Below are 25,220 nucleotides of genomic sequence, written 5' to 3'. Positions count from 1 at the left end.
TCCGGCGGCGCGTTACAGCGGCGAGCCGGCCTGGAACGTCTCTCGCGTCCAGGCGCGGGCTTGATCGCTGAGCGTCAGGCCCAGGCCGGGGCGCGTGGGCACCCGCATGCGGCCGGCATCGATCTCGATGCGTTCGTCGAAGAGCGGCTCCAGCCACTCGAAGTGCTCGACCCAGGGCTCGCGCGCGTACGCGGCGGCCAGGTGCACGTGCAGTTCCATCGCGAAATGCGGCGCCAGCATCAGGCCGGCATGCTCGGCGAGCGCCGCGACCTTCAGGAACGGCGTGACGCCGCCCACGCGCGGGGCATCGGGCATCAGGTAGTCGGCGGCGCGATGGCGGATCAGGTCCCAGTGCTCGCCGACGCTGGTGAGCATCTCGCCCGTGGCGATCGGCGTGTCGAACTGCGCCGCCAGCGCCGCGTGCCCTTCATGGTCGTAGGCGTCCAGCGGTTCCTCGATCCACACCAGGTTGAACTGCTCGAAGGTGCGGCACATGCGCTGCGCCGTGGGCCGGTCCCACTGCTGGTTGGCATCCACCATGATCGAAGCGGCATCGCCGAGGTGCTCGCGCACGGCTTGCAGGCGGCGGATGTCGAGCGCGCCGTCGGGCTGGCCGACCTTGAGCTTGATGCCGCCGATGCCGCGTTCGAGCGACCTGCTTGCGTTGACCAGCAGCTGGTCGGTCGGCGTGTGGAGGAAGCCGCCCGAGGTGTTGTAGCAGCGGACCGAGTCGCGGTGAGCGCCGAGCAGCTTGGCCAGCGAGAGTCCGGCGCGTTTGGCCTTGAGGTCCCAGAGGGCCACGTCGAAGGCGCCGATCGCCTGCACGGCCATGCCGCTGCGGCCTACCGAAGCGCCGGCCCAGCAGAGCTTGTCCCAGAGCCGCGCGATGTCGCTCGGGTCTTCGCCGATCAGCGCCGGCGCGACCTCGCGCGCGTGGGCGAACTGCCCGGGGCCGCCGGCACGTTTCGAATAGCTGAACCCCAGGCCGGTGTGGCCGCTCTCGGTCCGGATCTCGGCGAACAGCATCGCGATCTCGGTCATCGGCTTCTGACGGCCGGTGAGCACCTTGGCATCGCTGATGGGCGTGGCGAGCGGCAGGTAGCAGGACGAGACCCGCAGGCCCTCGATCCGGTCGCTGGGCTTGGAAGACAACGTTGTCATTGGAGCGAAAGTAAATGGCCGATTTGGGCCCGCTTGCTCTGCTGCACGGCGGCTGGTCGATCACCGCACGCTGGTCTGGATTTCGAAGCCATGGTAACGTTGCCATTCTGAACCCGTCAACACATTCCACCGCGATGACACGCGCTGCCGCGCTGAAGCGCCCGACCTTGCACGACGTTGCGCGCGAGGCCGGTGTGTCGCTCATCACCGCATCGCGGGCCCTGAGCAATCCGGGCGTCCTGTCGGAGAAGACGCTCGAGCGGGTCCTGCAGGCCGTGCAGGACACGGGCTACATCCCCAACCTGCTCGCCGGCGGGCTGAAGTCCCAGCGCAGCATGACCATCGCGGGCCTGGTGCCGATCATCTCGGTGCCGCAGTTCCTGCCGACCATCCGCACGCTGACCGAAACGCTGGACGCCGCGGGCTACCAGCTCTTCCTCGGGCAGAGCGGCTACGACTACTCGCGCGAGGAACGGCTGATCGACACGATGCTCGCGCGGCGGCCGGACGGCATCGTCGTCGCGGGGCTGGTGCGATCCGAGCAGGCCCGCGATCGCCTGCGGCGGCTGGGCGTGCCCGTGGTGGAGACCTGGGACCTCAGCGACCGGCCCATCGACGTGGTCGTCGGCTTCTCGCACCTGAAGGTGGGCAGCGCCGTCGCCGGCTACTTCCTCTCGAAGGGCTGGGACCGCGTGGGCATCGCCACCGGCGACGACCAGCGCGCCATGCAACGCCTGGAAGGCTTCCTGGCCGCCTTCGGCCGCGACGTGCCCACCGTGAAAGTGCCCGCGCCGAGCAACCTGGCCGTCGGCCGCCGCGCCTTGGCCGAACTGCTGCAGAAGGACCCGGACATCCAGGCGATCTACTGCAGCTCGGACGGCTTCGCGCAAGGCGTGCTCGTCGAGGCCGCCCACCGCGGCCTGCGCGTGCCCGAAGACCTGGCCGTCTGCGGCTTCGGCGACGCCGATTTCGCCGCGCACCTGCTGCCCTCGCTGACCACCGTCCACGTCGATGGCGCGGAGATCGGCCGACGGGCGGCGCAGCTGATGCTGGACCGCTGCAAGGGCATCGCCATCGAACACCCCATCGTCGACCTCGGCTTTCGCATCGTCGAGCGCGAATCCACCGGCAAGCGGACCTTGCCCACGAACTGATCCACCATGCAAACCGATCACAGACCTCCCCTGCACATCGTCATGCACCCCGCCGACAACGTCGCCATCGTGGCCAACGACGGCGGGCTGCCGGAAGGCGCGACTCTCAGCAACGGCTTGACGCTCAAGGAGCGCGTGCCCCAGGGCCACAAGGTGGCGCTGGTGGACATCCCGGCCGGCGGCGCGGTGAGGCGCTACGACGTCACCATCGGAACCGCGGTGCACGACATCGCCGCGGGCCGCTGGGTGCACGAGCGGCTGCTGAAGATGCCCGATGCGCGCGAACTCGATGGCCTGCCGATGGCCACGGTGAAGCGGGAGTTGCCGCCGCTGGAGGGCTACTCGTTCGAGGGCTACCGCAACCCGGACGGCTCGGTGGGCACGCGCAACATCCTCGCGATCACGCAGACCGTGCAGTGCGTCGCCGGCGTCACGGACTTCGCGGTGCAGCGGATCAAGTCCGAGCTGCTGCCCCGGTTCCCGAACGTGGACGACGTGGTGGCGCTGGAGCACGGCTACGGCTGCGGCGTGGCCATCGACGCGCCGGATGCGGTGATCCCGATCCGCACGCTGCGCAACATCAGCCTCAACCCGAACTTCGGCGGCGAAGTGATGGTGGTCAGCCTGGGCTGCGAAAAGCTGCAGCCCGAGCGGCTGCTGCCGCCGGGCACCATCCCGCTGGTCGACGAGCGCGTGGCGGACGTGGGCGCGATCGCCGGCAACGGGCTGGATGTGGTCTGCCTTCAGGACGAAGCCCACGTGGGCTTCATGTCCATGGTCGAGTCGATCATGCGGCAGGCCGAGGAGCACCTGGAGCGGCTCAACGCGCGGCGCCGCGAGACGGTGCCGGCCAGCGAACTGGTCGTGGGCGTGCAATGCGGCGGCAGCGATGCGTTCTCCGGCGTCACCGCCAATCCGGCCGTGGGCTTCTGCGCCGACCTGCTGGTGCGGGCGGGCGCGAGCGTGATGTTCTCGGAGACGACCGAGGTGCGCGATGCCGTGGCCCAGCTCACCTCGCGCGCCGCGACGCCGGAGATCGCGGAAAGCGTCGTGCGCGAGATGGCCTGGTACGACGCTTACCTGCAGCGCGGCTCGGTCGACCGCGGCGCGAACACCACGCCCGGCAACAAGAAGGGCGGGCTGGCCAACATCGTCGAGAAGGCGATGGGCTCGGTGATCAAGTCGGGCACGGCCCCGATCGCCGGCGTGCTGTCGCCGGGCGAGAAGCTGCGCAACCGCGGCCTCACCTACGCCGCGACGCCGGCCAGCGATTTCATCTGCGGCACCCTGCAATTGGCCGCGGGCATGAACCTGCACGTGTTCACCACCGGCCGTGGAACGCCGTACGGACTGGCGCAAGTGCCGGTGATCAAGGTGGCGACCCGCAGCGACCTCGCCCGCCGCTGGCACGACCTGATGGACATCAATGCCGGCAAGATCGCCGACGGCGAGGCCACGATCGAGGACGTGGGCTGGGAGCTGTTCCGCTGCATGCTCGACGTCGCGAGCGGGCGCAGGAAGACCTGGGCGGAGCAGTGGAAGCTGGCCAACCAGCTGGTGCTGTTCAACCCGGCGCCGGTCACCTGAAGGACACGGGAAGCCCGCCCTGTCTGGTCGCTACCCTGCCGCGGCCTGATGCGGCAGCCGCGGTGCGGAAATCGAGGCCGCGGCGGTACGCAACAGCTGCGCATAGCGGACCTCCGAAACTTCGGGATCCCACCGCGCCCGCGACACCGCGATGTTCAGGGCGCCGATCGCCCGCCCCTGCGCATCGAGCACCGGCGCCGCCGTGGAGATGTCATCCGGATAGAGCTCTTCTTCCGTCAGGGCATATCCCGCCGCGCGGATCCGCGCCAGCCGTGCCTTGATGCGGCGAGGATCGGTGATCGTCCTGGACGTGTGCTTGAGCAGCTGGCTCCGTGCGAGCGTGTCCTCCACCATTTCGGGGCTCCATGTGGAAAGGATCGCCAGCCCCGGCGCGGTGCAGTACGCGGGCAGGCGCGTGCCGACGATCACGTTCGGGTTGAGAGCGTGCCGGCTGATGATGCGCAGGACGAACACGATGTCCGCGCCGTCGGCCACCGTCAGGTTGCAGGCTTCCTCGGTCTCGCGCGCAAGGGCCTGCAGGACCGGAGTGGCGCGCTGCACCAACTCGCTGGAGGCCAGGTAGTGGTAGGTGAAGTCGAGCAGCCGCACCGAGAGCTCGTACTTGCGTCCATCCTTCACCAGGTAGCCCAGCGCGGTGAGCGTGTGGGTGAAGCGCTGCGCAGCGCTGGTGTCGAGGTCGGTGAGCGCCGCGATCTCGGTCAGCGTGAGCTGCCGCTTGCTGCCGTCGAACGCCATCAGCACCTTCATGGCCTTGTCGACCGATTGGACGAACAACGGCGACTCCTCCTCGGAGCCGCCGCGCGTCGCTGCTTTCGTGCTGATCCGGCGCCTTTCGACCATGGGCTGCAGGCGCCGATTATGCGTGTCAGCGTCCCTGGAACCGGGGCGGGCGCTTCTCCCGGAAGGCCCGCATCGCCTCCCGGAAATCGTCGCTCTCGTCGGCGCGCCGCACCATCGCGTCCAGTTCGGCCCGGCGCTGCTCCACCTGACCCGCCAGCACGGCATTGAGCTGCGCCTTGGCGCCGGCAATCGACAGCGGAGCGGCCAGCGCCATCTCGCGCCCGAACTCCAGCGCCGCGGCCACGACGTTGCCGTCGGTGCGCCGGTCGATGAAGCCGACGCGCTCGCATTCGTCGCTGTCGTAGATGCCCGCCTCGTACAGCCAGCGCCGCGCGTTGGAGGCGCCGATGAGCCACGCGAGCCGCTGCAGCTGGATGGTGGGATAGACCAAGCCCAGTTTGGCCACGGGCACACCGACGCGCGCGCTGCCGTCCGCCACCCGGAAGTCGCAGCACATCGCGAGGCTGCAGCCGCCGCCCACGCAGACGCCCTGCAGCGCAGCGATCACGGGCTTGGGCATGGATTGCACTGCGGCGTAGCACTCCTGGATGCGGGCGCGCCAGACGTCCGCTTGCGCCGTGTTGTCGCGCACCGGTGCGAACGCGACGATGTCGTCACCGGCGCAGAAGTGCCCGCCGGCGCCGGTCAGCACCACCAGCTTCACCGCCGGGTCGGCGCCGAGTTGCTCGAACGCGGTCTTGAGGTCCGTCCATGCCGCGAAGTCGCAGGCGTTGCGCCGATGGGGGCGGTTGATCGTGACGACGGCGGTGGCGCCGTCGCCGCGTTCCACCAGGATCTCGGAGGCCATCAGTCCGCCTTGATGTTGGCCGCCTTGATGACCTGGCCCCATTTGGACAGTTCGGCGGTAACGCGCGCGCCCGCCTCTTCCGGCGTCGAGGTCATGGTCTCGATGCCCAGCGTCTGGAACCGCTGGCGCACTTCCTGCACCTGCATGATCTTCGAGATCTCCTGGTTCAGGCGGCGCACGACCGCAGGCGGCGTACCGGCCGGGGCCAGCACGGCATACGTGGACGCCACCTCGAAACCGGCGAAGCCGGCCTCACGCGCCGTGGGCACGTCCGGCAGTGCGGAGATGCGCTGCGGCGTCGCCACCATCAGCGGCTTGATGCGACCGGTCTTCATGTTCGCCATCGCGGTGGCCGAGGTCGCGAACATGACCTGCACCTGCCCGGCGAGCAGGTCGGTCATGGCGGGCGCGGCGCCGCGGTACGGGATGTGCAGCAGGCTCACGCTGGCCTGCCGCTTGAACATCTCCCCCGCGACGTGCTCGATGGAGCCGTTGCCGGACGACGCGTAGTTCAGCGAGGCCGGCTTGGCCTTGGCGATGGCGACGAGTTGCGCGGGCGTGCTGGCGGGCACTGCTTCGTTCGCCATCAGCACCAGCGGCAGGTAGCCGACCAGCGAAACGGGCGCAAAGTCCTTGTCGAGCTGGTAGCCCGTCGTCGCCGGCAGCAGCAGCGAATTCATCGCGTAGCTGGTGAGCGGCGCGACCAGCAGCGTGTGGCCGTCCGGCGGCGCCTTGGCGACGAACTGCGCGCCGATGTTCCCGGACGCGCCCGACTTGTTGTCCACCACCACCGGTTTGCCGAGGCTTTCGCCCAGGCGTTGTGCGATCAATCGCCCCACGGCATCGACGGCCCCGCCGGGTGGGTAGCCCACCACCATGGTGACCTGGCGGCTGGGGTAGTCCTGCGCGAACGCAGCACCGGTACAGGCGAGCGCCGCGAAGGCGGCAACAACGAACTTTCCGAATTTCATGATGCACTCCTCTTGATGGTTTCGGACCGGGCGCCCTCCGCATCCCACACACCCTGCACGCTGCGGGAGAGCTCGTTCTTGCGGATGCGCTGGGTGGGCGTCTTGGGGAACTCGGAAATGAACTCGATGAAGCGCGGCACCTGGAACGCCGGCATGCGCGGCCGGCACCATTCCACGAGCTGCTCTGGCTCGAGCTGCCGGCCATCGGCGACGCGCACGAACAGCTTCAGCTCGTCGTCGCCGAGTTCGCTGGGCACGCCGACCAGCGCGCATTCCGCGATGGCCGGGTGCTCGCCGATGACGCGTTCCACTTCCCAGGCGGAGATGTTGATGCCGCGCCGGCGGACCGTGTCCTTCTTGCGCCCGGCGAAGTAGAGGAAGCCCTGGTCGTCGCGGCGCGCCAGGTCGCCGGTGCAGAACCATTCGCCGCGCATCGCGGTGCGGCTGGCTTCCTCGTTGCGGAAGTAGCCCAGGAACTGCAGGCCAGGCTCGTGCGACCGCACCAGGATCTCGCCGGGCTGGCCCGCCGGCACTTCGCGTCCTTCATCGTCCGCCAGCTTCACGTCGAAGTACGACAGCGGGCGGCCGATCGAGAACTTCGGCCCGCTGGGATTCACCGTGACGAAGGTGATCATCTCGGAGAGGCCGTAGCCCTCGCGCATCTCGACGCCGAAGCGATCGGCGAAGGCGTCCCACACCTCGGGCGGGCAGCCGCCGCCCCATGCGATGCGCACCTTGTGCTCGCGATCGTTCGCGCGCGGAGGCTGCTTCAGCAGCATGGGCAGCACGCCGCCGAGATAGTGGATGTGCGTCACGCCGGCCTCGCGGCACTGGTCCCAGAACTGCGAGGCGCTGAATTTCTCCACCATCGCCAGCGTGATCTTCTGCAGGATGGCGGCGATCACCACCGCGACGCCGGCGCCGTGGTGCAGCGATTCCCACAGCAGGAACACGTCGCCGGGCTGGGCGCCAGTGAGGCGCTGCGTGCCCATGGGGCCGGCCCGCAGGGTGCGGTCGGACTTGTTCACGCCCTTGGGCGCGCCGGTGGTGCCGGAGCTGGGCGTGAGCGCGATGATGTCGTCGGCGGCGGGCGCCACGCGCGGCGGGGACGCATCGGGATGCTGCAGCATCGCCGCGAAGGCATCGTCGTCGGCGCCGCGCCAGAACAGCTTCTCCACGCCCGCAGTTGCAAGGACGGGCTCGAGCACGTCGGCGAACGAGCGATCGGCGATCAGCGCGCGGGGCTCGAAGGCCTGGAAGGGATGCTGCAGCGAAGGTCCCTTGAAGGCCGTGTTGATCGGCACGCGCACGAGCCCGACCTTGGCCAGCGCGAGGATCGCGACGATGTGCTCCGGATGGCTGGGCAGCATCAGCGCGACGCGATCGCCGGGACGAAGGCCCTCGCTCAGCAGCGCGTTCGCAAGCCGGTTCACCTGGGCATCGATCTCGCCGAAGCTGTAATCGCGGCCCTTGAACTTCAGGAAGACGAAGCCCGGGTCCTCGGCGGCGCGCCTGTCCATCCGGTCGCGCAGCGTCTCGTCGCCCACCGGCGGCATCTGAATCTGGTCCGCGTTCATGTCACGACCCCAGCGTGTGGCCGCGGTCGGCCATGAACGCTTCCATCTTGCGCGCCGGCTCGCCCGAGCCGTAGGAGACGCGGTGCGATCGGATCGCGGCGTCGATGGTGTGGCGGAAGCCTGCTTCGGTCATGTCGGCGAACCAGGCGCGGTCCAGCCGCATGGCGAGCGGCGCCTTCGCCGCGAGTTCGGCCGCGATCTCGAGCGCCTTGTTCATCACTTCGCCCCGCGGGACGAGGTGATGCACGATGCCGATGCGATGGCACTCCTCGGCCGGCATCATGCGGCCGGTGAGCGTCAGCTCCACGGTGCGCGACATGCCCAGGATCTCCTTCATGATCCACGGCCCGGTGATGCTGGCGATGCCCGAATTGATCTCCGGCTGGCCCATGGTGATCTCCGGGTGGCCGACACGGATGTCGCCCAGCAAGGCGACCTGGAAGGCCGAGCCCGCGGCAGTGCCGTTGAGGGCCATCACGACCGGCTTCGTGAGGCGGCGCAGGAGCCCGTAGAAGGTTTCCCATTCACGGATCCAGGCCTCGGCGCGGTCCTCGTCGAAAGCATGGGCTTCGGCGAAGTCCTGTCCCGCGGAGAAGGCCCGGTCGCCCGCGCCTGTCATGACGACTGCGCCGATCGCCTCGTCTGCATCGAAGTCGCGCAGCGCCTGCACGATGGTGTCGCGCATCGGGCGGTCCCACGCATTCAGCTTGTGCGGCTTGTTCAGCGTGATCACGCCGACCCGGCCGCGCCGTTCCAGGAGGATGTCTGTCATTATTGCAATGCGATAGTAGTTGTCGGATAGCGCTAATCTAGCCGAGGCCCCCGGGAGGTTCAAGCGTTGTGGGCCGCCTTGCCGAAATTCCGAGCCTTCTGCGGAAATCAGCCTCCCAAACCGACGAAGATCCGGCGCGGAGTCCAGCCGCACTCTGTTACGGACGGCTGGCCTTGGCGAACCGCACCCGGGATCTACATTCCAGCCCGCATCGGAACGCAGGGCCTGCACGGCCCTGTTGTCGAGAAGGAGGCAGTCCATGGGCACAGCTTCTTCCCCACTTGAGGTGGTCCAGGCCGTGTACGCCGCATTCGGGAGCGGCAACATCCCGGGGATCCTGGACCTCCTGGCCGAAGACGTCGACTGGACGTTCCGCGGCGCCAGGGGCCTGGCCTACACCGGCACTTTCCGCGGCAGGAGCGCCGTGGAGAAATGGTTCGGAAGCGTCGTCCAGGCCGACGACATCCAGGCGTTCGAACCCCGCGAGTTCCTCGCGGGCGGTGAGCACGTCACCGTCCTCGGATGGGAACGGACACGAGCCCTTCCCGATGGCAAGGTCTTCGAGACCGACTGGGTCCACGTCTTCACCGTTCGCGGCGGACGAGTGGCGCGCTTCTGGGGCATGTACGACACGCAGGCCGCGGCCGCCGCGCGATCCTGAGCAACCCGTTCGCTTGTCGCCAGGCTGAACAGGCGCCCCCTTTTTTCCGGCGCGCGCCTCCCCTCGCCGACGCCGGGACGTAAACTGGGATCAGCCTTGAGGAGCCGCGCGATGCAGGACATTGATCGTGATCAGGTCGTCGGCGTGCTGAACCGCTTGCTGGAAGCCGAGCTGGCAGGCGTCGTGCGCTACACCCACTACTCGTTCCTGGTGTTCGGCTTCGGCCGCATCCCGATCGTGTCCTGGCTGCGGGAGCAGGCCGACGAATCCCTGCTGCACGCCCAGCAGGTCGGCGAGTGGATCACCACCCTGGGCGCCTACCCGTCGCTCGCCATCGGTCCCCTCCTCGACTCGCACAAGCACGACATCGCCGCCATCCTGCGGGAATCGCTCGAAACGGAAAGCGCCGCGCTGAAGCTGTACCGCGAGCTCCTGGGGCAGGTGGAAGGGCGTTCCGTGGCGCTGGAGGAATTCGCCCGGCAGATGATCCATGCCGAGGAACTGCATGCGGCCGACGTCGACAAGATGTTGCGCAAGCCCGGCGACGTCGCCGCCTTCGCGAAGGGGCCGGGCTGATCCGCCTCGCGGCAGCGCTCCCGTAGCGGGAGCACCGAGGACGCTACTTCTTCTTCTCGGCCGGACGGCCGTACTTGGCCGTGAACGTCGCCGACGCGATCTTGTTCGCGTTGGTCATGAAGCCGGCGACGGCGGCCGTGGCGTCCGGCGGCAGTTCGAGCTTGTCGGTCTTCAGCGCATACACCGTGAACACGTAGCGATGCGGCTTGTCGCCCCGCGGCGGGCAGGCGCCGCCCCACGCAGCGACGCCGTAGTCGATACGGTTCATCGCAGCGCCCTTGGGCAGGTTGGCGCCGCCCTGCGCGCCGGCGTTGGCGGGCAACTCGGTGACGTTCGCCGGGATGTTGTAGACGAACCAGTGCCAGAAGCCAGAGCCCGTCGGCGCATCGGGGTCGTACACCGTCACGACGAAGCTCTTGGTCTCCTTGGGCGCGCCGCTCCACCTGAGCGCCGGCGACTTGTTCTCGCCGCTGCAGCCGAAGACGTTGGCCTCGAACTTCTTGTCCATCGTCGAATTGGCCTTCACGTCGGGGCTTTCGAGCTTGAACTCGGCGGCGTGCGCGCCCGCGACGCCCAACGCCGCGAGGATCATGAGCATGGTTCGCATGTGCATCTCCTGGTCAGGGACGGCGGATGATGCGACCGCGGCACGGGGCGGTCAAGAACGTCGCCTGGCCAGCAGCGTTTTCGGGGATGTGGGCCTTCAGCCGGCTCACGAGTCCTTGTCGCCGGGCCGGGGCAGTTCGATCCCGGGGAAGACCTTGATCACCGCGCTGTCGTCCTCGCGGCCGTGACCCGCGCTGGAGGCCTGCATGAACATCTGGTGCGCGGTGGACGACAGCGGAAGCGGAAACTTCGTCGCGCGCGCCACATCGAGCACCAGCCCGAGGTCTTTGACGAAGATGTCGACCGCCGACAAGGGCGTGTAGTCGCCCTTCAGGACGTGCGGCATGCGGTTCTCGAACATCCAGCTGTTGCCCGCGCTGTGCGTGATCACCTCGTACAACGCCTGCGCATCCACGCCCTCGCGCAGGCCGAGCGCCATCGCTTCGGCCGCCGCCGCGATGTGCACGCCTGCGAGCAGCTGGTTGATGATCTTCACCTTGCTGCCTGCGCCCGCGCGGTCTCCGAGCCGGTACACCTTGGCGGCCATGGCATCCAGCACGCCGCCCGCGGCCGCGTAGGCTTCAGGGCGGCCCGCCGTCATCATCGTGATCTGCCCGGCAGCCGCCTTCGCCGCGCCCCCGGAGATCGGCGCATCGAGATACAGGAGTCCCAGGGCGTCCAGGCGCTGCTCGAGCGAGGCCGACCAGTTCGGGTCGACCGTCGAGCACATCAGGAAGACGCTGCCCTTCTTCATCGCCGCGGCGCAACCGTTCGCGCCGAACAGCACGTCCTCGGTCTGGGCGGCATTGACGACCACGGAGACGATGACGTCGCAGTTCGCCGCGAGCTCCGCAGGGGAGCCGCAGCCGGTCGCACCGTCGTTCGCGAGTGCCTGGACCGCCTCCCGCCTGAGGTCGTGAACCCTGAGAGGATGACCCGCCCGCAAAAGGGAGCGCGCCATGCCCTGTCCCATGGCTCCAAGGCCAATCAGTCCGACCTTCATCCATCAGCCTCCGTCGACTCGACTTCCCACTGTACCCCTGCGGTGAAGCCTGCTCGCGGACTCACGTCACCGCAGCGGTTCTGCTGTCCAGCGGGGCGATGAAGGAGTTGGGCTGCTGCCAAGAGCCCGAATTGCCGCTTTCAGCAAACTGGTCGGCCGTGCCTGGGGAGGGGAGCTCGCCTGGAGAGAGTTGCCGGTGGCCCTCGCGCCGCCGGCGCTCGCGACTGACGACCGCCCTCAAGGTCTGCCGCGCGTGGACTGCCGACGCTGGAGTGAAGTCGCCGGGTGCGAAGATCAGATCGCGCGACCCCAGGAATTCCTTGAGCAGGTCTGCGACTTGCGGCAGTTCGTTCGGGTTGATCACCCGGTAGGTGATGCCGCACTGGAACAGCAGGCCGAGCTTGAGCAGCCGATTGCCCTTGGGGATGCCCTGGGGGCCGTTCACGTCGATGCAGCCGATCACGCGACCATCAGGGCCGCACACCGTGAAAGTGCAGTACACATCGGCGAGCAGTCCGTACAAGCGGGCGGGATCCTGGCCTGCCCTGGGCACCGTGAAGCGGGTGATCGGCAGCTTGATCATCACGTGGTGGCCGCGGAAAGCCTGGAGCAGGTGGCGCCAGACTTTCTGCTCCCCTGAGTTCATGATCGGGCGCTCGTCCAGAGGCCAGATTTTCGGGATGCGGCGCCGTTTCTTTGCCTGGTGACGCGTCCACCAGATCGTTCCAAGTGAGCCGGCCGCAACGCCGAGCACAGATACGAGAGTAGTGATCAACAACACGACAGGCCTCTGCTCAGGCCTTCAATATCGTGCAGAAGCTTGAACCGACGTGGAGCCGAGCTGCTGGACGATTCGGAACCCGCGAGTAGTTGGCAGTTGGTGGCGCCGGGTGTTGCTTGAGGGCATCGACTCACAACTGCCGCTGTTGTCGGCTTCCAGCCGATAGCGGACTCTCGCTCCCCCTACACTGCTCACCCGATTGGACGGAGGGGACATGGACTGGAATGGCCCTTGGCTCGCGCCTGCATTGGACTACGTGCAGGACTGGCTCGCGTTTCAGGTGGAGCGCTTCCAGCAGCCCGGTTGCGTCGTGGCCATTGCCCGCGGCAATTCCTTGATCGGGGAATACGCCTTCGGCCACGCGGATCTGCGTACGGGAAAGCGCATGAGCCGGCGGCACCGCTTCCGGATCGCCTCGCACAGCAAGACCTTCACCGCCGCCGCGGTGCTGCTGCTGCGCGAGGAGGGCAGGCTCGGCCTGGACGACCCCATCGGCCGGTATGTGGATAGCCTGCACCCCGACGTGGCCCGGGCGCGCGTGGCTGAACTGCTGTCGCACGGAGCCGGCATCACGCGGGACGGCGACGATGCGGGCCAGTTCGCGGATCGCAGGCCCTATCTCACCCGCGATGAGGTGCTGGAGGACCTGAGGCGTCCCCAGCCACTCGAGCCGGGTGTGCAGCTCAAGTACTCCAACCACGGCTACGCGCTGCTCGGAATGATGATCGAGCAGGTGACCGGCACGCCCTACGCGGACTGGATGACGCACAACGTGATCCGCCCTGCGGGTCTGCGTGAGACGGTGCCGGACATGCCCTTGTTGCCGAGGGGCGCGCAGCTCGCCAGCGGCCACACGGCGGAGTTTCCCTTCGGCCAGCGGCGAATCGTGCCCGGCGACAATGCCACCCACGCGATCGCGCCCGCCGGCGGGTTCGTCTCCACCGCAGCGGACACGGCGCGTTTCTTCGCGCAGCTCGATCCGGAATGCGAAGAGAGCATCCTCTCGCCCGCCAGCCGCCGCGCGATGGTGCAGCGACGCTGGCGCGACGAGGTCTCGACCCTCGAGCAGTGGTACGGCCTCGGCACCATGATGACTGCGCCGGGTCCCAAGGAGTGGTTCGGCCACACCGGCGGCCTGCAGGGGTTTACCTCGCGGACTTCGCGTTTCACGGCCAATGGGCTGACGGTCACCGTCCTCACCAATGCGCAGGACGGCCTTGCATGGGTCTGGGCTGATGGCATCCAGAGCATCCTGGCCGCCTTCCAGCAACATGGCGCACCCGCCAGGCGCGTCGCTTCCTGGCGCGGCGACTGGTGGAGCGTGTACGGGTGCTCGCACCTGGTTCCGGTCGGCGACAAGGTTTTCCAGGTGGCGCCCGCGATGCACCCTCCGTTCGACGCACTCACCGTTGAGATTGAAGTCACGGGCAAGGATCGCGGCATCATCCGCCGGGCCTCCGCTTACAACAGCCCGGGCCAGGCGGTGCGGCTCGTGCGGGACGGCCGCGGCAAGGCCAGGGAATTCTGGGCGGGTGGAACGAAGTTGCTGACCCGGGGCGCGATCGTCAAGGAGGTGACCGGGCGCTATCGCGCCACAGTGCCAGGCCGGGCACGTTCCACGTCCTAGTACATCGCCGCCAAACGCAGCGCTGCCTATCCGGGTGCGGCCAGGAGCCGCGCGATGGCGGTGAGATGCGCCTCTTTCAGGACCTGCGGCTTGACCTCGTCTTCCGCGGCCGTCTCGTTCTCGTGGTCCTGCAGCGCAGCGCGCATCTCCTCCTCGTTGGCCCAGACGATGGTTTCCGTCCGCGGGCACAGGTGCCGCATCGTGTGGTACCAGTAGTAGCCGTCCGCTCCTCCGAACAGCCTGTCGATGCCCGCCAGATCATTGGGTTTGACCCGGTGTTTCTGCAGGACCTCGTCGAGCACTTTGTGGGACAGGGTGAACGGCATGGCGGCTGGAGCGGAGCGGATGCGTGCAAGGCAGTCGTGGTGGCTTGCGATTCTAGGAGCTCATGAGGATTCGACGCGCGGTGCGCGGCGGCAGCTTTCGACCGCAAGCAGGCATCAGCCCGGCCGATCACTTGTGGCAACCTGCCGGCCATGAACTCCCTGCAGCCCTTGCGGACCCTCGAAGCCGGCGTGCTCGCCGTCGCGTACCACGAGTCGGGTCCGGCCGGCGGCCCGCCGGTGTTCCTCATGCACGGCTTCCCGTACGACATCCATGCGTACGCCGGGGTTGTTCCTGCTCTCGTTGAGGCCGGCTGCCGCGTCATCGTTCCGTACCTGCGCGGCCATGGGGCGACACGGTTCCTGCATGAGGCGACGCAGCGCTCCGGCGAGCAGGCCGCACTGGGGGCGGACCTGCTGGCGCTGATGGACGCGCTGGCGATCCCGCGCGCCGTGCTGGCCGGATACGACTGGGGCGGGCGCGCCTGCTGCGTCGTGGCGGCCGTGTGGCCGCAGCGTTGCGCCGGCCTGGTTTCGTACAACAGCTACAACATCTTCGACCACGCGCGGGCACTGGAACCCGACACGCCCGAGAACGAACGCAGACTCTGGTACCAGTACTACTTCCATTCCGAGCGCGGCCGCGAGGGCCTGCGGCGAAACCGGCGAGGCCTCGCGCGCCTGCTGTGGCAGACCTGGTCCCCCTCGTGGCGATTCGACGACGCGACCTTCGAGCGCACGGCGGCCGCCTTCGACAACCCGGACTTCGTCGACGTGGTGGTCCATTCGTACCGGCACCGCTACAACCTGGTGCCCGGCGACCCGGCCTACGCCGCCATCGAGCGGCAACTCGCGAAGCAGCCACCGATCACCGTGCCGGCGATCACCTTCGACGGCGCCGACGACGGCGTGCGGCCGCCGTCGCCCGCGTCCGCGCATGCGCGACTCTTCACGGCAGCGCGCGAGCACCATCTGGTGCCCGGCGCGGGCCACAACCTGCCGCAGGAGAAGCCGGCCGTGTTCGCGCAGGCGGTGCTGCAGCTCGTGCGTGCCTGAGGACTGCCGGGCTGCCGGCCGCATCAGTCGTCCCGGTTGCGGCGCCACCACGCCAGCATCGCATCGAAGTCGCCGCCGAAGCTGCGCCTCATCAGGATGTCGGCCGCTGTTGAACAGTGGAAAGCCTCGTCGAAAGACAGCAGCCGCCGGTTCGACTCGCGCGCACAGCGCAGGTACAAGGTCTTCAGGGTCGCCTCCGGCAGGTTCTCCAGCTGCACCCGTTCGCGTGAGGCCGCCGGCGCCAGGGCGGGTTGCGAAGCTTCCGCTGCCGCCAGCAGAACGCCGATGCCGATGCAACAGCACGCGCGAAGGTTCGAGGCCATGCATTCCTCCTTCAGTCGATGCGGAGTAATCTAGTTCGCGGGATACGACTTCGCGGCGAAGCATCCCGGCAGCTTGGTCGATGCTTCGTCGAAGCATTTGCGCAAGGCGCCTTCTCCCGCCAGGGGAACCCCATGGGAACGGCTACGCTTGAAGAGGAGGGATCGCGCCCGGTCTCGCGCTTCGGGCCATTCACGCTCGACGCGCGCCGTGCCGAACTGCACCGTAACGGCGCAACCGTCGCGTTGCGCCCCAAGACCTTTGCCCTGCTTTGCTACCTTGCCGAGCATCCCGGCCGCGTGATCCCGAAGAAGGAACTGCTCGCTGCCGTATGGCCGGGCGTGGTCGTCAACGACGAATCGCTGTCGCAGTGCGTGCGCGAGCTGCGCGGCGCACTCGGCGACGACGAGCAGGTCCTGATCAGGACGGTGGCAAGGCGCGGCTACCTGTTCGACGCGTCGATGGAATCCGGGGCGACGGCCGCGACGGACCGCTTGCGCTCCCCACGCCCGCAAAGGCACTGGAAGGTCACCGCCGGCACGCTCCTCCTGGCCGCAGTCGCCGCATTGGCTGGGCTGGCCGTCGTCACGCGGGATGATCCGGTTCCTGTCAACGTGGACGACAGGCTCAAGGAGCGGCGCTCTGTTGCGGTGATGCCGTTTACCGATGCGCCGGCGGCTGGGCAGGGGCGTGTGGCCGACGCGATCACGGCCGGGCTCGTCAGCGCGCTCGCGAAGATGCCCGACACGCTCGTGATCGGACACGTGCCCGGTGTCGATGCCGCGCCGAATGGAGACATGCGCCGCACCGCCCGCCAGCTCAGGGTTCGCCACCTGCTCACCGGCAGTACGCAGCAGGACGGCGACAAGGTCCGGGTCCACGCGCAGCTCGAGTCGAGCGAGGACGGCGCGGTCTTCTGGTCGGAGTTCTTCGAGTACGCGGCCACGGCGGATGCGCAGTGGCAGCGCGACGTTGCTTCGCGCATCGCCCGTGTCGTGGACTGGCGCATGAGCACGGCCGCGGTGAAGCGGCCGATCCCGGGCCAAGGCGAACGGCTCGACCCGGTCGAGGAGCTCATGCGAGGCCAGCACCTGCTGGCCCATGCGGCGAGCTATGACGACCTGCTGCGCGCCCGTGCGCATTTCGAAGCCGTGGCGGCGGCCGACCCGGGCTCGGCGGCGGCCTGGACGGGCGTTGCGCAGTCGTACGTCAGCGAACTCGAGGCGGCATGGAACCTGGGCCACGGAGCCGTCACCCTCGCCGGGCGGGCGCTCGCCCGGGCGCGAGCCGCGAATCCGCAGTACCTGCCCGCCCAGTACGTCGCCGGCAGGCTGCTGGCAATGCGCGGTGACCTCGAAGGCGCGTTGCGCATCTACCAGGCCGTCGCCGTCGCGAACCCGAGCGACGCCTGGGCGCATGCGCGCATCGGCGCGATGAAGCTTCGGCTGGGGCAGCTTGCGGATGCCGAGACCCACACGAGGGCCGCGCTGCGGCTGGGTTCGTCGGAGGCGCCGCTGGTCGCCTTCAGCCATCTGCAGGCAGGCCTGGCCGAGTACTACCTGGGCCATGACGCCATCGCGTCCGAGCACCTGCGCCAGTCCGTCGCTGCCGGACCGTGCCTCACCCAGCTCGAAGCGCTACTGCTGCTCACCTCGATCGACGCGTCGAACGGGCGCGGGCAGGAGGCACGCGAACGTGCCGCCGAAGTGCTCCGGCTGCGCCCGCGCTTCACGGTGGGTGCCTGGCGGGTCTGGACCGCCCCCGTGCATCCGCAGCTCCAGCCGCTGCGGGATCGCTTTCTCGACGGACTGGCGAAGGCCGGATTGCCCGAATGATTCCACCCGGCCGCGGGTCCGTCAGCCGGCCTGCGTCCGCTTCAGTTCGTCGATGAAGCGCACCGCTTCGCGGCGCACGTGCGATGCCAGCGGCGGCGAGATGATGGACTTGATCTTGCCCTCGTAGATGCCCTTCTCGCCCACGGTCTTGAAGTCGAGCACCTCGTTGGCCGCCTTCATCACGTCGTCGCCGCGCACGTCCCGCAGTCCGGTCTGCAGGAAAGCGCGCTCCAGGCGGGTGGCCTGTTCGATGAGGAGCCTCTCGTCCGGATCGAGCAGGTGCGCGATGAACGCGGAATGCTCGCCCATGGTGGTGCCCCAGAACTGCACGACTTCGCTGCGGTCGAATTCGACCTGGCGGCGGTTGTACTGGTCCAGGCGGGTCGCGAAGCGATCGGCCTCCCGCGCCGTGTGGGTGAAGAACAGCGGCCACACCAGGCTGCGCATGCGTCCGGACGCCTGCTGCTCCCGCATGGTTTTCTTGTACTCGGAGAACCGCTTGGCCAGGTCGATGGACGTGCGGTTGAAGGCCATGAAGTTGTCCGGCCGGATGCCGCGCGACGCCTCCAGCTGCCGGGTGAAGAGGCGCTGGAACTCCTCGGCCTGGCGCCGCGCCGCGTCCAGCTCGGCCCCGGGCATGAGCTGCACGAAGAACATCGCGTGCTCCATCATGATGTCGTTCCAGAACAGGTTGTCGGCGACGGAATGGCCGAACGGATCGTGGGTCTGGGCGACGTAGGTGGGCTTTTCGCGGGCGCTGAACTGCGTGCCGGGCGCAGCGCCCATCACGGCGGCAGTGGTGGCCACCTGTTTGGAGTCCTGCAGGACCTTGGCCGCCGGCGGGATGATGGGGTTGAGTCCGGTGGCGGTCGCGCACCCCGCCAATCCCGTGACGGCCCCGAGGCCACCTGCCTTCAGAACTGCGCGGCGAGTCGTCGGCATCTGCGTCTCCAACCAGCCGCTGCGGGCGGCTGCCGGGATCAGCGTGGGATGCCTGCGACGAGCTGCGTTGTAAGTGCGCCGCGCATTGAACTGTCTGCTGCGGCCGAACTGCGTGACGGCGATTTCTGCTGCCGAGCAAGCGCCGCCGAAGCCGCCACGGGTCGGCCATGATGGCGACTTACCAGGAGACAGCCATGGATGAGGAAGAGCTGAACATCAGTGTTCGCAAGTTCCTGAAGATGGTGGGGGTGAGCTCCCAACGCGAGATCGAGCATGCCGTCGCGCGGGCGGTGCAGGAAGGCGCGATCGCGGGCACGGAGACTTTTCCTGCCCGGATGAAGCTGGAGATCCCGGGGCTGCGGCTGGAGGCCGCCTTCGACGGAGAGATCCGGCTGGAGGCGACCGGCGGCGCGCCCTGAATCAGCCGGCCGGATCGCGGCCGGTGCCCCTCACTCGAGGGTGAACCCGACTTTCAGCGTCACCTGCCAGTGGGCGACCTTGCCGTCCTGGATGTGGCCACGCGTTTCCACGACCTCGAACCAATGGATGTTGCGGATCGTCTCGCTGGCCTTCGCGATAGCCGTGCTGACGGCATCTTCGATGCCCGAGGGCGAGGACCCGGTGAGTTCCAGCATCTTGTACACGTGGTTGGACATGGCACCTCCTGACAGTCGGCTGATCGACGCAGCCCGGCCTTGAGACAGTCCGCGAACGAGGGGCCAGTATGTCCGCTTCCGCCCCAGGGCGGACATCCTTGCGCGCGAGCGTGTCGCGGCGATCAAGACTGATCCTTGTCTTCCTCTCGTGCAGGAGGCACCGGCACCCAGGCCCGCCCCGTGATGGGATTGGCGTAGTGGAACGGCGGGATGTACACGCCGGGCCAGGGATCGTAGTTCTCGGTGGGCGGCCGGTCGGGCGGGTAGTTCTGCAGCATGCCGCCCTTCGGCGACACGGCCGTGGCCCAGCTTTCCTCGTAGGGTGTGTGGAAGGTGCGGTAGAAGTGCATCCGCGAGATCCGCCACTGGCCGGCCTCGTTCTTCCCGTACTCGAAGGTCTCGACGCCCTCGCCCCAGCGGCCGTACTTGCGGAACTCGGCCAGTTGCATGAACGACCGCCAGCGGCCGCGTGCGTGCCGGCCGTCGTCGTCGACGTGCACGATCCCCTGCACCATCATGTGGTTGTACATCTGCCCCCAAAGCAGCCCGTCCGGTCCGCTGCGCGCGGGCCCCTGGCCCAGGAACTTCCTGAACAGCGTTTCGAGCTGCGCACGCCCCACGTAGACGCCGAGCGCGGAGATTTCCACCTCGCAGTCTTCCGTGAAGAGCGGCAGCAACTCGTCCCAGAGCGCCTTGTCGAGGTAGTAGCCGTACATGCGGGTGAGCTTGTTGATCTGCTCGGTGTCTTCCAGCGTCGTCACCCGGCGCTGCAGCTTCGCCATTCCCGCCTCGAGTTCCGCGATGCGCTGCAGCAGGCCGTCTTGCGTGTCAGTGGTCATGTCGTGGTCAATCGAGTCGAAGGCCGATGCGCCGGATCACCTGCCCCCAGGCATGGTGGTCCGCGCGAATGAGTTCGGCGAAGGCATCGGGCGTTGCAGCTTCGAGTTCCACCCCCATCGCCGCGAATTGCTCGCGCAGCTGCGATCCCTTCAGCGCCTGCGCGATCTCGCGGTTCAGGCGCGCCACGATGGCGCCCGGAAGGCGGGCGGGCCCGAACACGCCGAGCCAGGTCCCGCGTTCCAGCCCGGCGTAGCCCTGTTCGCGCGCAGTGGGCACGTCGGGAATCGCCGCCAGGCGTGCGGGCCCGGTGGTCGCCAGCGCCTTCAGCCGGCCGGCGCGCACGTGCGGCAGCGCGGTGGCCGGCGAGTCGAACAGCAATCCGATATGCCCGGCCAGCAGGTCCTGCTGCGCGGGGCTCGACCCCTTGTAGGGCACGTGCACGAAGCGCGCGCCATGGTCGGCGTTCAGGATTTCGATGTAGAGATGCCCCGTCGTGCCCGGGCTCGGCGAGCCGAACGCCACGGACTGCGAGCGGCTGCGGGCGATCGCCTCGGCAAGGTTCGCAGCCGGGAACGAAGGATGCGCGACCAGGACGGAGTGGCCGCGATACACCGGAGCGATCGGCGTGAAGTCGTTGAAAGGATCGAAAGGCACTCGCGCGTACAGGTGCGGCACCTGCGTGTGCGTGGTGTTGAGCGTCAGGAGCAGCGTGTGTCCGTCGGCGGCCGCGCGCGAGACTTCGAGGGCGCCGGGGATGCTCGCCCCGCCTGGCTTGTTTTCGACCACCACCGTGCTCGCGAGACTCTCGCCCAGTTCCCGCGCGAGGGCGCGCGCCACGACGTCGCCCGGCCCGCCGGGCGGCGCAGGAACGACCATCCGGATCGGCCGCCCCGGCACGGGCCACGTCCCCTGGGCGCGCAACGGCAGCAGGCCCAGGCCAAGACCGGTGCAGAGCAATCCTCGTCGCAACGTGTTCATGCGGGCGAGTCTAAGAGGGGCACTCGACCGGCGGAACGAATTTCCGGCAGACCGCGTCAGCCCGCTTCGCGCTTGAGCTTCGCGCGCCTGTCGATCTCCTTCGCGCTCGGCTCCGTCTGCACAAACGATCCGAGCGGGACGTCACCGGCCGGCGCGTAGGTGCTCATCACGACGCCGGTGGCCGAGGTTCGCGACGCGACGAGCCGCAGCGCGCCCGCCTTGGTCCCGGCTTCAAACAGCCGCTTGCCGCGCCCGAGCACGACAGGGAAGGTCCACACGTTGTACTCGTCGATCAGCGATGCGGCCCACAGCGTCTGGATCAGGTTGCCGCTGCCGATGATCTGCAGGTCCTGCCCCGACTTCGACTTGAGCCCGCCCACCGCTGCCACGACGTCGCGGTCCAACAGCGTCGAGTTGTTCCAGGCCACCTTCTTCAGCGTGCGCGAGGCCACGTGCTTCCTGGCGGCGTTGAGCGTCTGCGCGATCGGGCTGTCGGCCGGCTGGTACGGCCAGTACGCCTCGAAGATCTCGTAGGTCCTGCGGCCGAGCAGGAGTTCGCGGCCCTTGCCGTCGAAGCCGTCCATGGAGCGGCCCATCGCCTCGTCCCAGTGGTTGAACGTCCAGCCGCCGAAGGCGAACCCGCCGGTGGGATCTTCCTCGGGGCCGCCCGGCGCCTGCATGACGCCGTCGAGCGAGACGAAGGTGGATGCGATGAGCTTTCTCATGGGAGGACTCCGAGGGTTGAGGTTCGCGTGGGCGATGGTGTCATCTCCACGACGGCCAACGGCGGCCGATTTCGACACAAGTACCCGGGGCGGACGCGCCTGTACCATCACGCGATGGACCGCTCGCTGCCACCTTCGAGTCCGTGTCCCTGCGGCCGCACCGACGACAGCGGCCGGTCGGTGTCCCTCGCCGATTGCTGCGGCCGCTGGCTCGGCGGTGGACCGGCGCCGGATGCCGAATCGCTGATGCGCTCGCGCTATACGGCGCACGTGCTGCTCGACGATGCCTACCTGCTGGCCACCTGGCATCCGAGCACCCGGCCGCCCGACGCCCGGCCCGACCCCGCAACCAAATGGCTGGGGCTGGAAGTGCATGACCACCAGATGGTCGATGGCTCGCACGCGGAAGTCGAGTTCGTCGCGCGCTACCGCATGCAGGGGCGCGGTGGACGCCTGCGGGAGCGCAGCCGCTTCGTGCGCGAGGACGATGGACGCTGGTACTACGTGGATGGCGAGATACGCTGAGCACAAGCGGCCGCCCTCCTTCAACCCAGGCTCCTCCATTCCGGCAGGCAGTGCCGCGCCAGCGCCGTCACCCAGAACGGCTCCGAAGGATCGAAGGCCAGACCGAACTGGGGACTGATCAGGAAGCCTGCGCGCTCGAATGCCTCCGGGTCATGGGCGCGGATGAATGCAGCGAGGTTCGCGAAGGGCACGGCGACGTTGCCGATGTTCACGACCTCCGCCTCCTGCGTCACCTCCTCGAGGCGGCCGCTGTCCTGAAAGCGGTACACCACGTCGCCGTAGTCCATCTCGTTGAGGCCGAGGCCGTTGCGCACAGCGCGCCACGGTTCGCCGCGCGCGCACAGCAGGTCGTCTCTCGACACCGTGAACGGCGTGTCGCCGATCTGCACGTAAGGATCGAGCTTCATCGGCGCCGATGCTAACCAGCTGCAGCCGCAGTCTCCGGCTGCGTACCATGGAGGCTGCTGCAGATCGGGGAGCAGAGCCATGTGCCGGAACATCAAGACCCTCTTCAACTTCGAGCCGCCGGCGACGGAGCTCGAGATCCGGGATGCATCGCTGCAGTTCGTGCGCAAGCTCAGTGGCTTCAATGTCCCGTCGAAGGCCAATGAAGAGGCGTTCGAGCGCGCGGTGGAAGAAGTCGCGGCTTCGGCGAGGAAGTTGATCCGCTCGCTGGTCACCAGCGCCGAGCCGCGTACTCGTGAGGCGGAGGCAGCCAAGGCCCGGGAGCGCGCAGTCGCGCGATTCGGCGAGCGGCGTTGACGCTTCACATGGGATCGAGCACCGCCCTGCAGCGTGTCGAAGCGCTCAACACGCCGCCCGCGCCGGACACGCGCGAGTTGTGGCAGCACCTCTCGGGAACGTACTTCTCGCTGCGGCTGGCGCTCGCGGTCACCGCCTTCCTGCTGCCGATCCTGCTGTACGGGTGGGGCCGCTTCTATCACGGCCTCGACCTGCAGCCCTCGATGAGCGCGTATTTCTGGGCGGCCGGCAAGGCGCACTGCGCGAGCTTTCCGACGCGCACGCTTTTCATCGGCGGCCTGGTCGCCATCGCGCTCGCCCTGTATGCCTACAAGGGCCTCACGCCATTGGAGAACCTGCTCCTGAACGCCGCGGCGGCGTTCGGCGCTGTCGTCGCGTCGGTTCCCGAGCGACTGCCGGTTCCCGTGAAAGCTGAGGACCTCTCCGCGCACTACCGGCGGCTGTACGACACCTGCCCGGCCATTCGCGAATGGGCCTACACGCAGCAGTGGCCGATTCCCGTCCACTACATCGCCGCGGTGCTGCTGTTCGCCTGCCTGTTCTTCGTCGCGCTCAAGTGCGCCTGCAAGTCGCTGCAATACCTCCCGCCGGATTCGCCCATCGGCGCGGTGACGTTCCGCCGGCTCTATCAGGGCATCGCGTGGGCGATGCCCGCAGTGGGCGGTCTCTTCTTCGTGCTCATCAAGTTCGCAGGCGAGGAGCCCCACACTTATGCGTTCTGGCTGGAAGCCACCGAGATCTGGCTGTTCAGCGCCTACTGGTGGCTCAAGACTTACGAGCTGAGGCTGTCGCAAGTCGAGAAGGACCCGGAAGCGGCGGTGCTTCAGCATCACGGTGCCGAGCCGTAACCAGCGGGTGCAGCACACTGCATACGTGGGTAAGCTGCTGAAAAGAGGTCCGAAAAGAGGTCCGAATGAAGATCACACAGGCCGAGAGCGTGCACGCCGACGGCGGCTACCGCACCTGTTCCTTCCTCAAGCTCAGCACCGACGAGGGCCTGGCCGGCTGGTCCGAGTACTACGACAGCTTCTCCGGCGCGCGCATCGACCCGCTGATCCAGGACTTCGCGCGCCACGCGATCGGCATGGACCCGCGCCAGTTCGGCCGAGTGAGCGAGACCCTGCTGGCCACCACGCGGCTCGCGGCGGGCGGGCTCGCGCAGCAGGCGGTCGCCGCCATCGAGAACGCCTGCCTGGACATCGCCGGCAAGGCCGCGGGGCTGCCCGTGCACACGCTGCTCGGCGGGCCGCTGCGCGATCGCGTGCCGGTGTACTGGACGCACTGCGGCAGCTACCGAGTGGGCCCGCGCGAGCCCTTCTACACCGGCGAGCTCGGCTATCCGCCGATCCGGAAGATGGACGACCTGACCGCGGTGGCGCGGGAGGCGGTCACGCGGGGCTTTCGCGCCGTCAAGACCAATCCCGTGTTCTTCGATCGCGACAAGCCCTACTTCTTCAGCGGCGGCTTCCGCATCGCGCCCGGCTTCCTGGACCGCTCCATCACGGAGCGGCAGCTGGCCCAGATCGAGGAGCAGATGGCCGCGTACCGCGAAGCCGTCGGGCCTGACATCGGCCTCATGCTGGACGTGAGCTTCAGCCAGCGCACCGAGGGCTACCTGCGCATGGCCCACCGGCTCGAGCACCTGGATCTGGCCTGGCTCGAGGTGGACATCAATGACCCCGACGCGCTGGGCTTCATCCGGCGCAACTGCCGCACGCCGATCGCCTCGCTCGAGTCGCTGCACGGCATCGCCGAATACCGGCCGTTCCTGCAGGGGCAGACGGTGGACACCTGCATCGTCGACCCGATGTGGAACGGCGTGTGGCAATCGGCCCGCATCGCCGCGTTCGCCGACGCGCACGAGACCACGTTCGCGCCGCACAACCCGGTGGGCGAGCTGGGCACGCTGATGAGCCTGCACCTGAGCGCGGCCGTGCCCAACCTGCGCATCATGGAACTGCGCGTGGACGAGGCGCCCTGGACCCGCGATTACCTGACGCACCCACCGGAGATCGAGGACGGCCACATGCGCGTGCCCGAGCGGCCCGGCTGGGGCACCGAGATGAACGAAGAAGAGCTGCGCGCGCGGCCGCCGCGCACGCGTTGAAAGGA

29 protein-coding genes are annotated in these 25,220 nt (G+C 68.3%); 12 read left to right on the top strand and 17 right to left on the bottom strand.

Going from position 1 to position 25,220, the window contains the following annotated elements; genetic code table 11:
* Positions 1-12 precede the first annotated feature (12 nt).
* On the bottom strand, positions 13-1,161 hold the full coding sequence (locus EZ313_RS01915) for an L-talarate/galactarate dehydratase (RefSeq protein WP_135261533.1): 1,149 nt from the start codon (positions 1,159-1,161) through the stop codon (positions 13-15).
* A 134-nt stretch (positions 1,162-1,295) separates the two neighbouring features.
* Between EZ313_RS01915 and EZ313_RS01910 the strand changes: the two genes are divergently transcribed.
* Together EZ313_RS01910 and garD are read left to right on the top strand one after the other, a co-directional pair.
* A complete protein-coding gene (locus EZ313_RS01910; RefSeq protein WP_135261532.1) occupies positions 1,296-2,315 on the top strand; it encodes a LacI family DNA-binding transcriptional regulator in 1,020 nt (339 codons plus the stop codon).
* Between the two features lie 6 nt (positions 2,316-2,321).
* Positions 2,322-3,902 (top strand): galactarate dehydratase, encoded by a 1,581-nt coding sequence (gene garD / locus EZ313_RS01905; protein ID WP_135261531.1) that lies wholly within the window; start codon positions 2,322-2,324, stop codon positions 3,900-3,902.
* A gap of 30 nt (positions 3,903-3,932) precedes the next feature.
* Here garD and EZ313_RS01900 read toward each other — a convergent pair whose 3' ends face one another.
* The 5 genes from EZ313_RS01900 to EZ313_RS01880 are packed head-to-tail and all read right to left on the bottom strand — an operon-like array spanning position 3,933 to position 8,894.
* Positions 3,933-4,763, bottom strand: coding sequence for an IclR family transcriptional regulator (locus tag EZ313_RS01900; protein WP_240788501.1), 831 nt, complete (start codon positions 4,761-4,763; stop codon positions 3,933-3,935).
* A 25-nt stretch (positions 4,764-4,788) separates the two neighbouring features.
* The gene (locus EZ313_RS01895) at positions 4,789-5,571 is read right to left on the bottom strand and encodes an enoyl-CoA hydratase/isomerase family protein (RefSeq protein ID WP_240788500.1); all 783 of its coding nucleotides are present in this window, start codon (positions 5,569-5,571) and stop codon (positions 4,789-4,791) included.
* On the bottom strand, positions 5,571-6,542 hold the full coding sequence (locus EZ313_RS01890) for a Bug family tripartite tricarboxylate transporter substrate binding protein (RefSeq protein WP_135261529.1): 972 nt from the start codon (positions 6,540-6,542) through the stop codon (positions 5,571-5,573). The genes EZ313_RS01895 and EZ313_RS01890 overlap by 1 nt, the downstream gene beginning before the upstream one ends.
* Entirely contained in the window at positions 6,539-8,119 is a 1,581-nt protein-coding gene (locus tag EZ313_RS01885; protein ID WP_135261528.1) for an AMP-binding protein, read from the bottom strand. The genes EZ313_RS01890 and EZ313_RS01885 overlap by 4 nt, the downstream gene beginning before the upstream one ends.
* 1 nt (position 8,120) lies before the next feature.
* Entirely contained in the window at positions 8,121-8,894 is a 774-nt protein-coding gene (locus EZ313_RS01880; RefSeq protein ID WP_420849296.1) for an enoyl-CoA hydratase/isomerase family protein, read from the bottom strand.
* Between the two features lie 256 nt (positions 8,895-9,150).
* Between EZ313_RS01880 and EZ313_RS01875 the strand changes: the two genes are divergently transcribed.
* Entirely contained in the window at positions 9,151-9,552 is a 402-nt protein-coding gene (locus EZ313_RS01875) for a nuclear transport factor 2 family protein (RefSeq protein ID WP_135261526.1), read from the top strand.
* Positions 9,553-9,663: 111 nt separating this feature from the next.
* Positions 9,664-10,128 (top strand): ferritin-like domain-containing protein, encoded by a 465-nt coding sequence (locus tag EZ313_RS01870; RefSeq protein ID WP_135261525.1) that lies wholly within the window; start codon positions 9,664-9,666, stop codon positions 10,126-10,128.
* Between the two features lie 43 nt (positions 10,129-10,171).
* On the opposite strand, the gene EZ313_RS01865 is transcribed toward EZ313_RS01870, so the two are convergent.
* The 3 genes from EZ313_RS01865 to EZ313_RS01855 form a co-directional block, all read right to left on the bottom strand.
* On the bottom strand, positions 10,172-10,735 hold the full coding sequence (locus EZ313_RS01865) for a YbhB/YbcL family Raf kinase inhibitor-like protein (protein WP_135261524.1): 564 nt from the start codon (positions 10,733-10,735) through the stop codon (positions 10,172-10,174).
* Positions 10,736-10,840: 105 nt separating this feature from the next.
* Complete coding sequence (gene ltnD / locus EZ313_RS01860) at positions 10,841-11,737, bottom strand: L-threonate dehydrogenase (RefSeq protein WP_135261523.1); 897 nt, start codon at positions 11,735-11,737, stop codon at positions 10,841-10,843.
* A gap of 61 nt (positions 11,738-11,798) precedes the next feature.
* Entirely contained in the window at positions 11,799-12,518 is a 720-nt protein-coding gene (locus tag EZ313_RS01855; RefSeq protein WP_135261522.1) for a hypothetical protein, read from the bottom strand.
* 256 nt (positions 12,519-12,774) lie between these two features.
* On the opposite strand from EZ313_RS01855, the gene EZ313_RS01850 reads away from it, so the two are divergent.
* Positions 12,775-14,145, top strand: coding sequence for a serine hydrolase domain-containing protein (locus tag EZ313_RS01850; protein WP_240788607.1), 1,371 nt, complete (start codon positions 12,775-12,777; stop codon positions 14,143-14,145).
* Between the two features lie 26 nt (positions 14,146-14,171).
* Here the strand turns inward: EZ313_RS01850 and EZ313_RS01845 are convergent, their stop codons facing one another.
* Entirely contained in the window at positions 14,172-14,471 is a 300-nt protein-coding gene (locus tag EZ313_RS01845; RefSeq protein ID WP_135261520.1) for a hypothetical protein, read from the bottom strand.
* 150 nt (positions 14,472-14,621) lie between these two features.
* Here EZ313_RS01845 and EZ313_RS01840 point away from each other — a divergent pair, with 150 nt between their 5' ends.
* The gene (locus tag EZ313_RS01840) at positions 14,622-15,524 is read left to right on the top strand and encodes an alpha/beta fold hydrolase (RefSeq protein ID WP_135261519.1); all 903 of its coding nucleotides are present in this window, start codon (positions 14,622-14,624) and stop codon (positions 15,522-15,524) included.
* Between the two features lie 23 nt (positions 15,525-15,547).
* Here the strand turns inward: EZ313_RS01840 and EZ313_RS01835 are convergent, their stop codons facing one another.
* On the bottom strand, positions 15,548-15,847 hold the full coding sequence (locus EZ313_RS01835) for a hypothetical protein (RefSeq protein ID WP_167772462.1): 300 nt from the start codon (positions 15,845-15,847) through the stop codon (positions 15,548-15,550).
* A gap of 18 nt (positions 15,848-15,865) precedes the next feature.
* On the opposite strand from EZ313_RS01835, the gene EZ313_RS01830 reads away from it, so the two are divergent.
* Positions 15,866-17,680, top strand: coding sequence for a winged helix-turn-helix domain-containing protein (locus EZ313_RS01830; RefSeq protein ID WP_205960312.1), 1,815 nt, complete (start codon positions 15,866-15,868; stop codon positions 17,678-17,680).
* Between the two features lie 21 nt (positions 17,681-17,701).
* Here the strand turns inward: EZ313_RS01830 and EZ313_RS01825 are convergent, their stop codons facing one another.
* Positions 17,702-18,622, bottom strand: a complete 921-nt coding sequence (locus tag EZ313_RS01825; protein WP_135261516.1) for a DUF2935 domain-containing protein — start codon at positions 18,620-18,622, stop codon at positions 17,702-17,704.
* 194 nt (positions 18,623-18,816) lie between these two features.
* On the opposite strand from EZ313_RS01825, the gene EZ313_RS01820 reads away from it, so the two are divergent.
* Positions 18,817-19,041 carry a DUF6494 family protein gene (locus EZ313_RS01820; protein WP_135261515.1) on the top strand — a complete coding sequence of 75 codons (225 nt, stop codon included), beginning with the start codon at positions 18,817-18,819 and terminating at the stop codon, positions 19,039-19,041.
* Positions 19,042-19,071: 30 nt separating this feature from the next.
* Here the strand turns inward: EZ313_RS01820 and EZ313_RS01815 are convergent, their stop codons facing one another.
* From EZ313_RS01815 to EZ313_RS01800, 4 genes are all read right to left on the bottom strand, one after another.
* The gene (locus EZ313_RS01815) at positions 19,072-19,278 is read right to left on the bottom strand and encodes a dodecin (protein WP_135261514.1); all 207 of its coding nucleotides are present in this window, start codon (positions 19,276-19,278) and stop codon (positions 19,072-19,074) included.
* Positions 19,279-19,400: 122 nt separating this feature from the next.
* Positions 19,401-20,117, bottom strand: coding sequence for a nuclear transport factor 2 family protein (locus EZ313_RS01810; RefSeq protein WP_135261513.1), 717 nt, complete (start codon positions 20,115-20,117; stop codon positions 19,401-19,403).
* Positions 20,118-20,124: 7 nt separating this feature from the next.
* The gene (locus tag EZ313_RS01805) at positions 20,125-21,096 is read right to left on the bottom strand and encodes a Bug family tripartite tricarboxylate transporter substrate binding protein (protein ID WP_135261512.1); all 972 of its coding nucleotides are present in this window, start codon (positions 21,094-21,096) and stop codon (positions 20,125-20,127) included.
* A gap of 56 nt (positions 21,097-21,152) precedes the next feature.
* Complete coding sequence (locus EZ313_RS01800) at positions 21,153-21,821, bottom strand: dihydrofolate reductase family protein (RefSeq protein WP_135261511.1); 669 nt, start codon at positions 21,819-21,821, stop codon at positions 21,153-21,155.
* A 114-nt stretch (positions 21,822-21,935) separates the two neighbouring features.
* On the opposite strand from EZ313_RS01800, the gene EZ313_RS01795 reads away from it, so the two are divergent.
* Entirely contained in the window at positions 21,936-22,346 is a 411-nt protein-coding gene (locus EZ313_RS01795) for a YchJ family protein (protein ID WP_135261510.1), read from the top strand.
* A gap of 20 nt (positions 22,347-22,366) precedes the next feature.
* Here the strand turns inward: EZ313_RS01795 and EZ313_RS01790 are convergent, their stop codons facing one another.
* Positions 22,367-22,753, bottom strand: a complete 387-nt coding sequence (locus EZ313_RS01790) for a hypothetical protein (protein WP_135261509.1) — start codon at positions 22,751-22,753, stop codon at positions 22,367-22,369.
* Positions 22,754-22,832: 79 nt separating this feature from the next.
* Here EZ313_RS01790 and EZ313_RS01785 point away from each other — a divergent pair, with 79 nt between their 5' ends.
* The 3 genes from EZ313_RS01785 (at position 22,833) to EZ313_RS01775 (ending at position 25,215) form a co-directional block, all read left to right on the top strand.
* The gene (locus EZ313_RS01785; RefSeq protein ID WP_135261508.1) at positions 22,833-23,108 is read left to right on the top strand and encodes a DUF2277 domain-containing protein; all 276 of its coding nucleotides are present in this window, start codon (positions 22,833-22,835) and stop codon (positions 23,106-23,108) included.
* Positions 23,109-23,116: 8 nt separating this feature from the next.
* Positions 23,117-23,956 (top strand): hypothetical protein, encoded by an 840-nt coding sequence (locus EZ313_RS01780; protein ID WP_135261507.1) that lies wholly within the window; start codon positions 23,117-23,119, stop codon positions 23,954-23,956.
* A gap of 65 nt (positions 23,957-24,021) precedes the next feature.
* A complete protein-coding gene (locus EZ313_RS01775) occupies positions 24,022-25,215 on the top strand; it encodes a mandelate racemase/muconate lactonizing enzyme family protein (RefSeq protein WP_135261506.1) in 1,194 nt (397 codons plus the stop codon).
* The last annotated feature ends 5 nt before the right edge of the window (positions 25,216-25,220 follow it).

The sequence above is a fragment of the Ramlibacter henchirensis genome, from assembly GCF_004682015.1.
In the GTDB taxonomy this organism is placed as follows: Bacteria; Pseudomonadota; Gammaproteobacteria; order Burkholderiales; family Burkholderiaceae_C; genus Ramlibacter; species Ramlibacter henchirensis.
Note: the sequence above shows the minus strand (reverse complement) of the source record. Positions and strands in the feature narration are given on the sequence as shown.

Coding starts and splice junctions, on each gene's coding strand:
- EZ313_RS01915 (WP_135261533.1), bottom strand. CDS start 1,161: ATGACAACGTTGTCTTCCAAGCCCAGCGACCGGATCGAGGGCCTGCGG.
- EZ313_RS01910 (WP_135261532.1), top strand. CDS start 1,296: ATGACACGCGCTGCCGCGCTGAAGCGCCCGACCTTGCACGACGTTGCG.
- garD (WP_135261531.1), top strand. CDS start 2,322: ATGCAAACCGATCACAGACCTCCCCTGCACATCGTCATGCACCCCGCC.
- EZ313_RS01900 (WP_240788501.1), bottom strand. CDS start 4,763: ATGGTCGAAAGGCGCCGGATCAGCACGAAAGCAGCGACGCGCGGCGGC.
- EZ313_RS01895 (WP_240788500.1), bottom strand. CDS start 5,571: ATGGCCTCCGAGATCCTGGTGGAACGCGGCGACGGCGCCACCGCCGTC.
- EZ313_RS01890 (WP_135261529.1), bottom strand. CDS start 6,542: ATGAAATTCGGAAAGTTCGTTGTTGCCGCCTTCGCGGCGCTCGCCTGT.
- EZ313_RS01885 (WP_135261528.1), bottom strand. CDS start 8,119: ATGAACGCGGACCAGATTCAGATGCCGCCGGTGGGCGACGAGACGCTG.
- EZ313_RS01875 (WP_135261526.1), top strand. CDS start 9,151: ATGGGCACAGCTTCTTCCCCACTTGAGGTGGTCCAGGCCGTGTACGCC.
- EZ313_RS01870 (WP_135261525.1), top strand. CDS start 9,664: ATGCAGGACATTGATCGTGATCAGGTCGTCGGCGTGCTGAACCGCTTG.
- EZ313_RS01865 (WP_135261524.1), bottom strand. CDS start 10,735: ATGCGAACCATGCTCATGATCCTCGCGGCGTTGGGCGTCGCGGGCGCG.
- ltnD (WP_135261523.1), bottom strand. CDS start 11,737: ATGAAGGTCGGACTGATTGGCCTTGGAGCCATGGGACAGGGCATGGCG.
- EZ313_RS01845 (WP_135261520.1), bottom strand. CDS start 14,471: ATGCCGTTCACCCTGTCCCACAAAGTGCTCGACGAGGTCCTGCAGAAA.
- EZ313_RS01840 (WP_135261519.1), top strand. CDS start 14,622: ATGAACTCCCTGCAGCCCTTGCGGACCCTCGAAGCCGGCGTGCTCGCC.
- EZ313_RS01835 (WP_167772462.1), bottom strand. CDS start 15,847: ATGGCCTCGAACCTTCGCGCGTGCTGTTGCATCGGCATCGGCGTTCTG.
- EZ313_RS01830 (WP_205960312.1), top strand. CDS start 15,866: ATGCGGAGTAATCTAGTTCGCGGGATACGACTTCGCGGCGAAGCATCC.
- EZ313_RS01825 (WP_135261516.1), bottom strand. CDS start 18,622: ATGCCGACGACTCGCCGCGCAGTTCTGAAGGCAGGTGGCCTCGGGGCC.
- EZ313_RS01820 (WP_135261515.1), top strand. CDS start 18,817: ATGGATGAGGAAGAGCTGAACATCAGTGTTCGCAAGTTCCTGAAGATG.
- EZ313_RS01815 (WP_135261514.1), bottom strand. CDS start 19,278: ATGTCCAACCACGTGTACAAGATGCTGGAACTCACCGGGTCCTCGCCC.
- EZ313_RS01810 (WP_135261513.1), bottom strand. CDS start 20,117: ATGACCACTGACACGCAAGACGGCCTGCTGCAGCGCATCGCGGAACTC.
- EZ313_RS01805 (WP_135261512.1), bottom strand. CDS start 21,096: ATGAACACGTTGCGACGAGGATTGCTCTGCACCGGTCTTGGCCTGGGC.
- EZ313_RS01800 (WP_135261511.1), bottom strand. CDS start 21,821: ATGAGAAAGCTCATCGCATCCACCTTCGTCTCGCTCGACGGCGTCATG.
- EZ313_RS01795 (WP_135261510.1), top strand. CDS start 21,936: ATGGACCGCTCGCTGCCACCTTCGAGTCCGTGTCCCTGCGGCCGCACC.
- EZ313_RS01790 (WP_135261509.1), bottom strand. CDS start 22,753: ATGAAGCTCGATCCTTACGTGCAGATCGGCGACACGCCGTTCACGGTG.
- EZ313_RS01785 (WP_135261508.1), top strand. CDS start 22,833: ATGTGCCGGAACATCAAGACCCTCTTCAACTTCGAGCCGCCGGCGACG.
- EZ313_RS01780 (WP_135261507.1), top strand. CDS start 23,117: ATGGGATCGAGCACCGCCCTGCAGCGTGTCGAAGCGCTCAACACGCCG.
- EZ313_RS01775 (WP_135261506.1), top strand. CDS start 24,022: ATGAAGATCACACAGGCCGAGAGCGTGCACGCCGACGGCGGCTACCGC.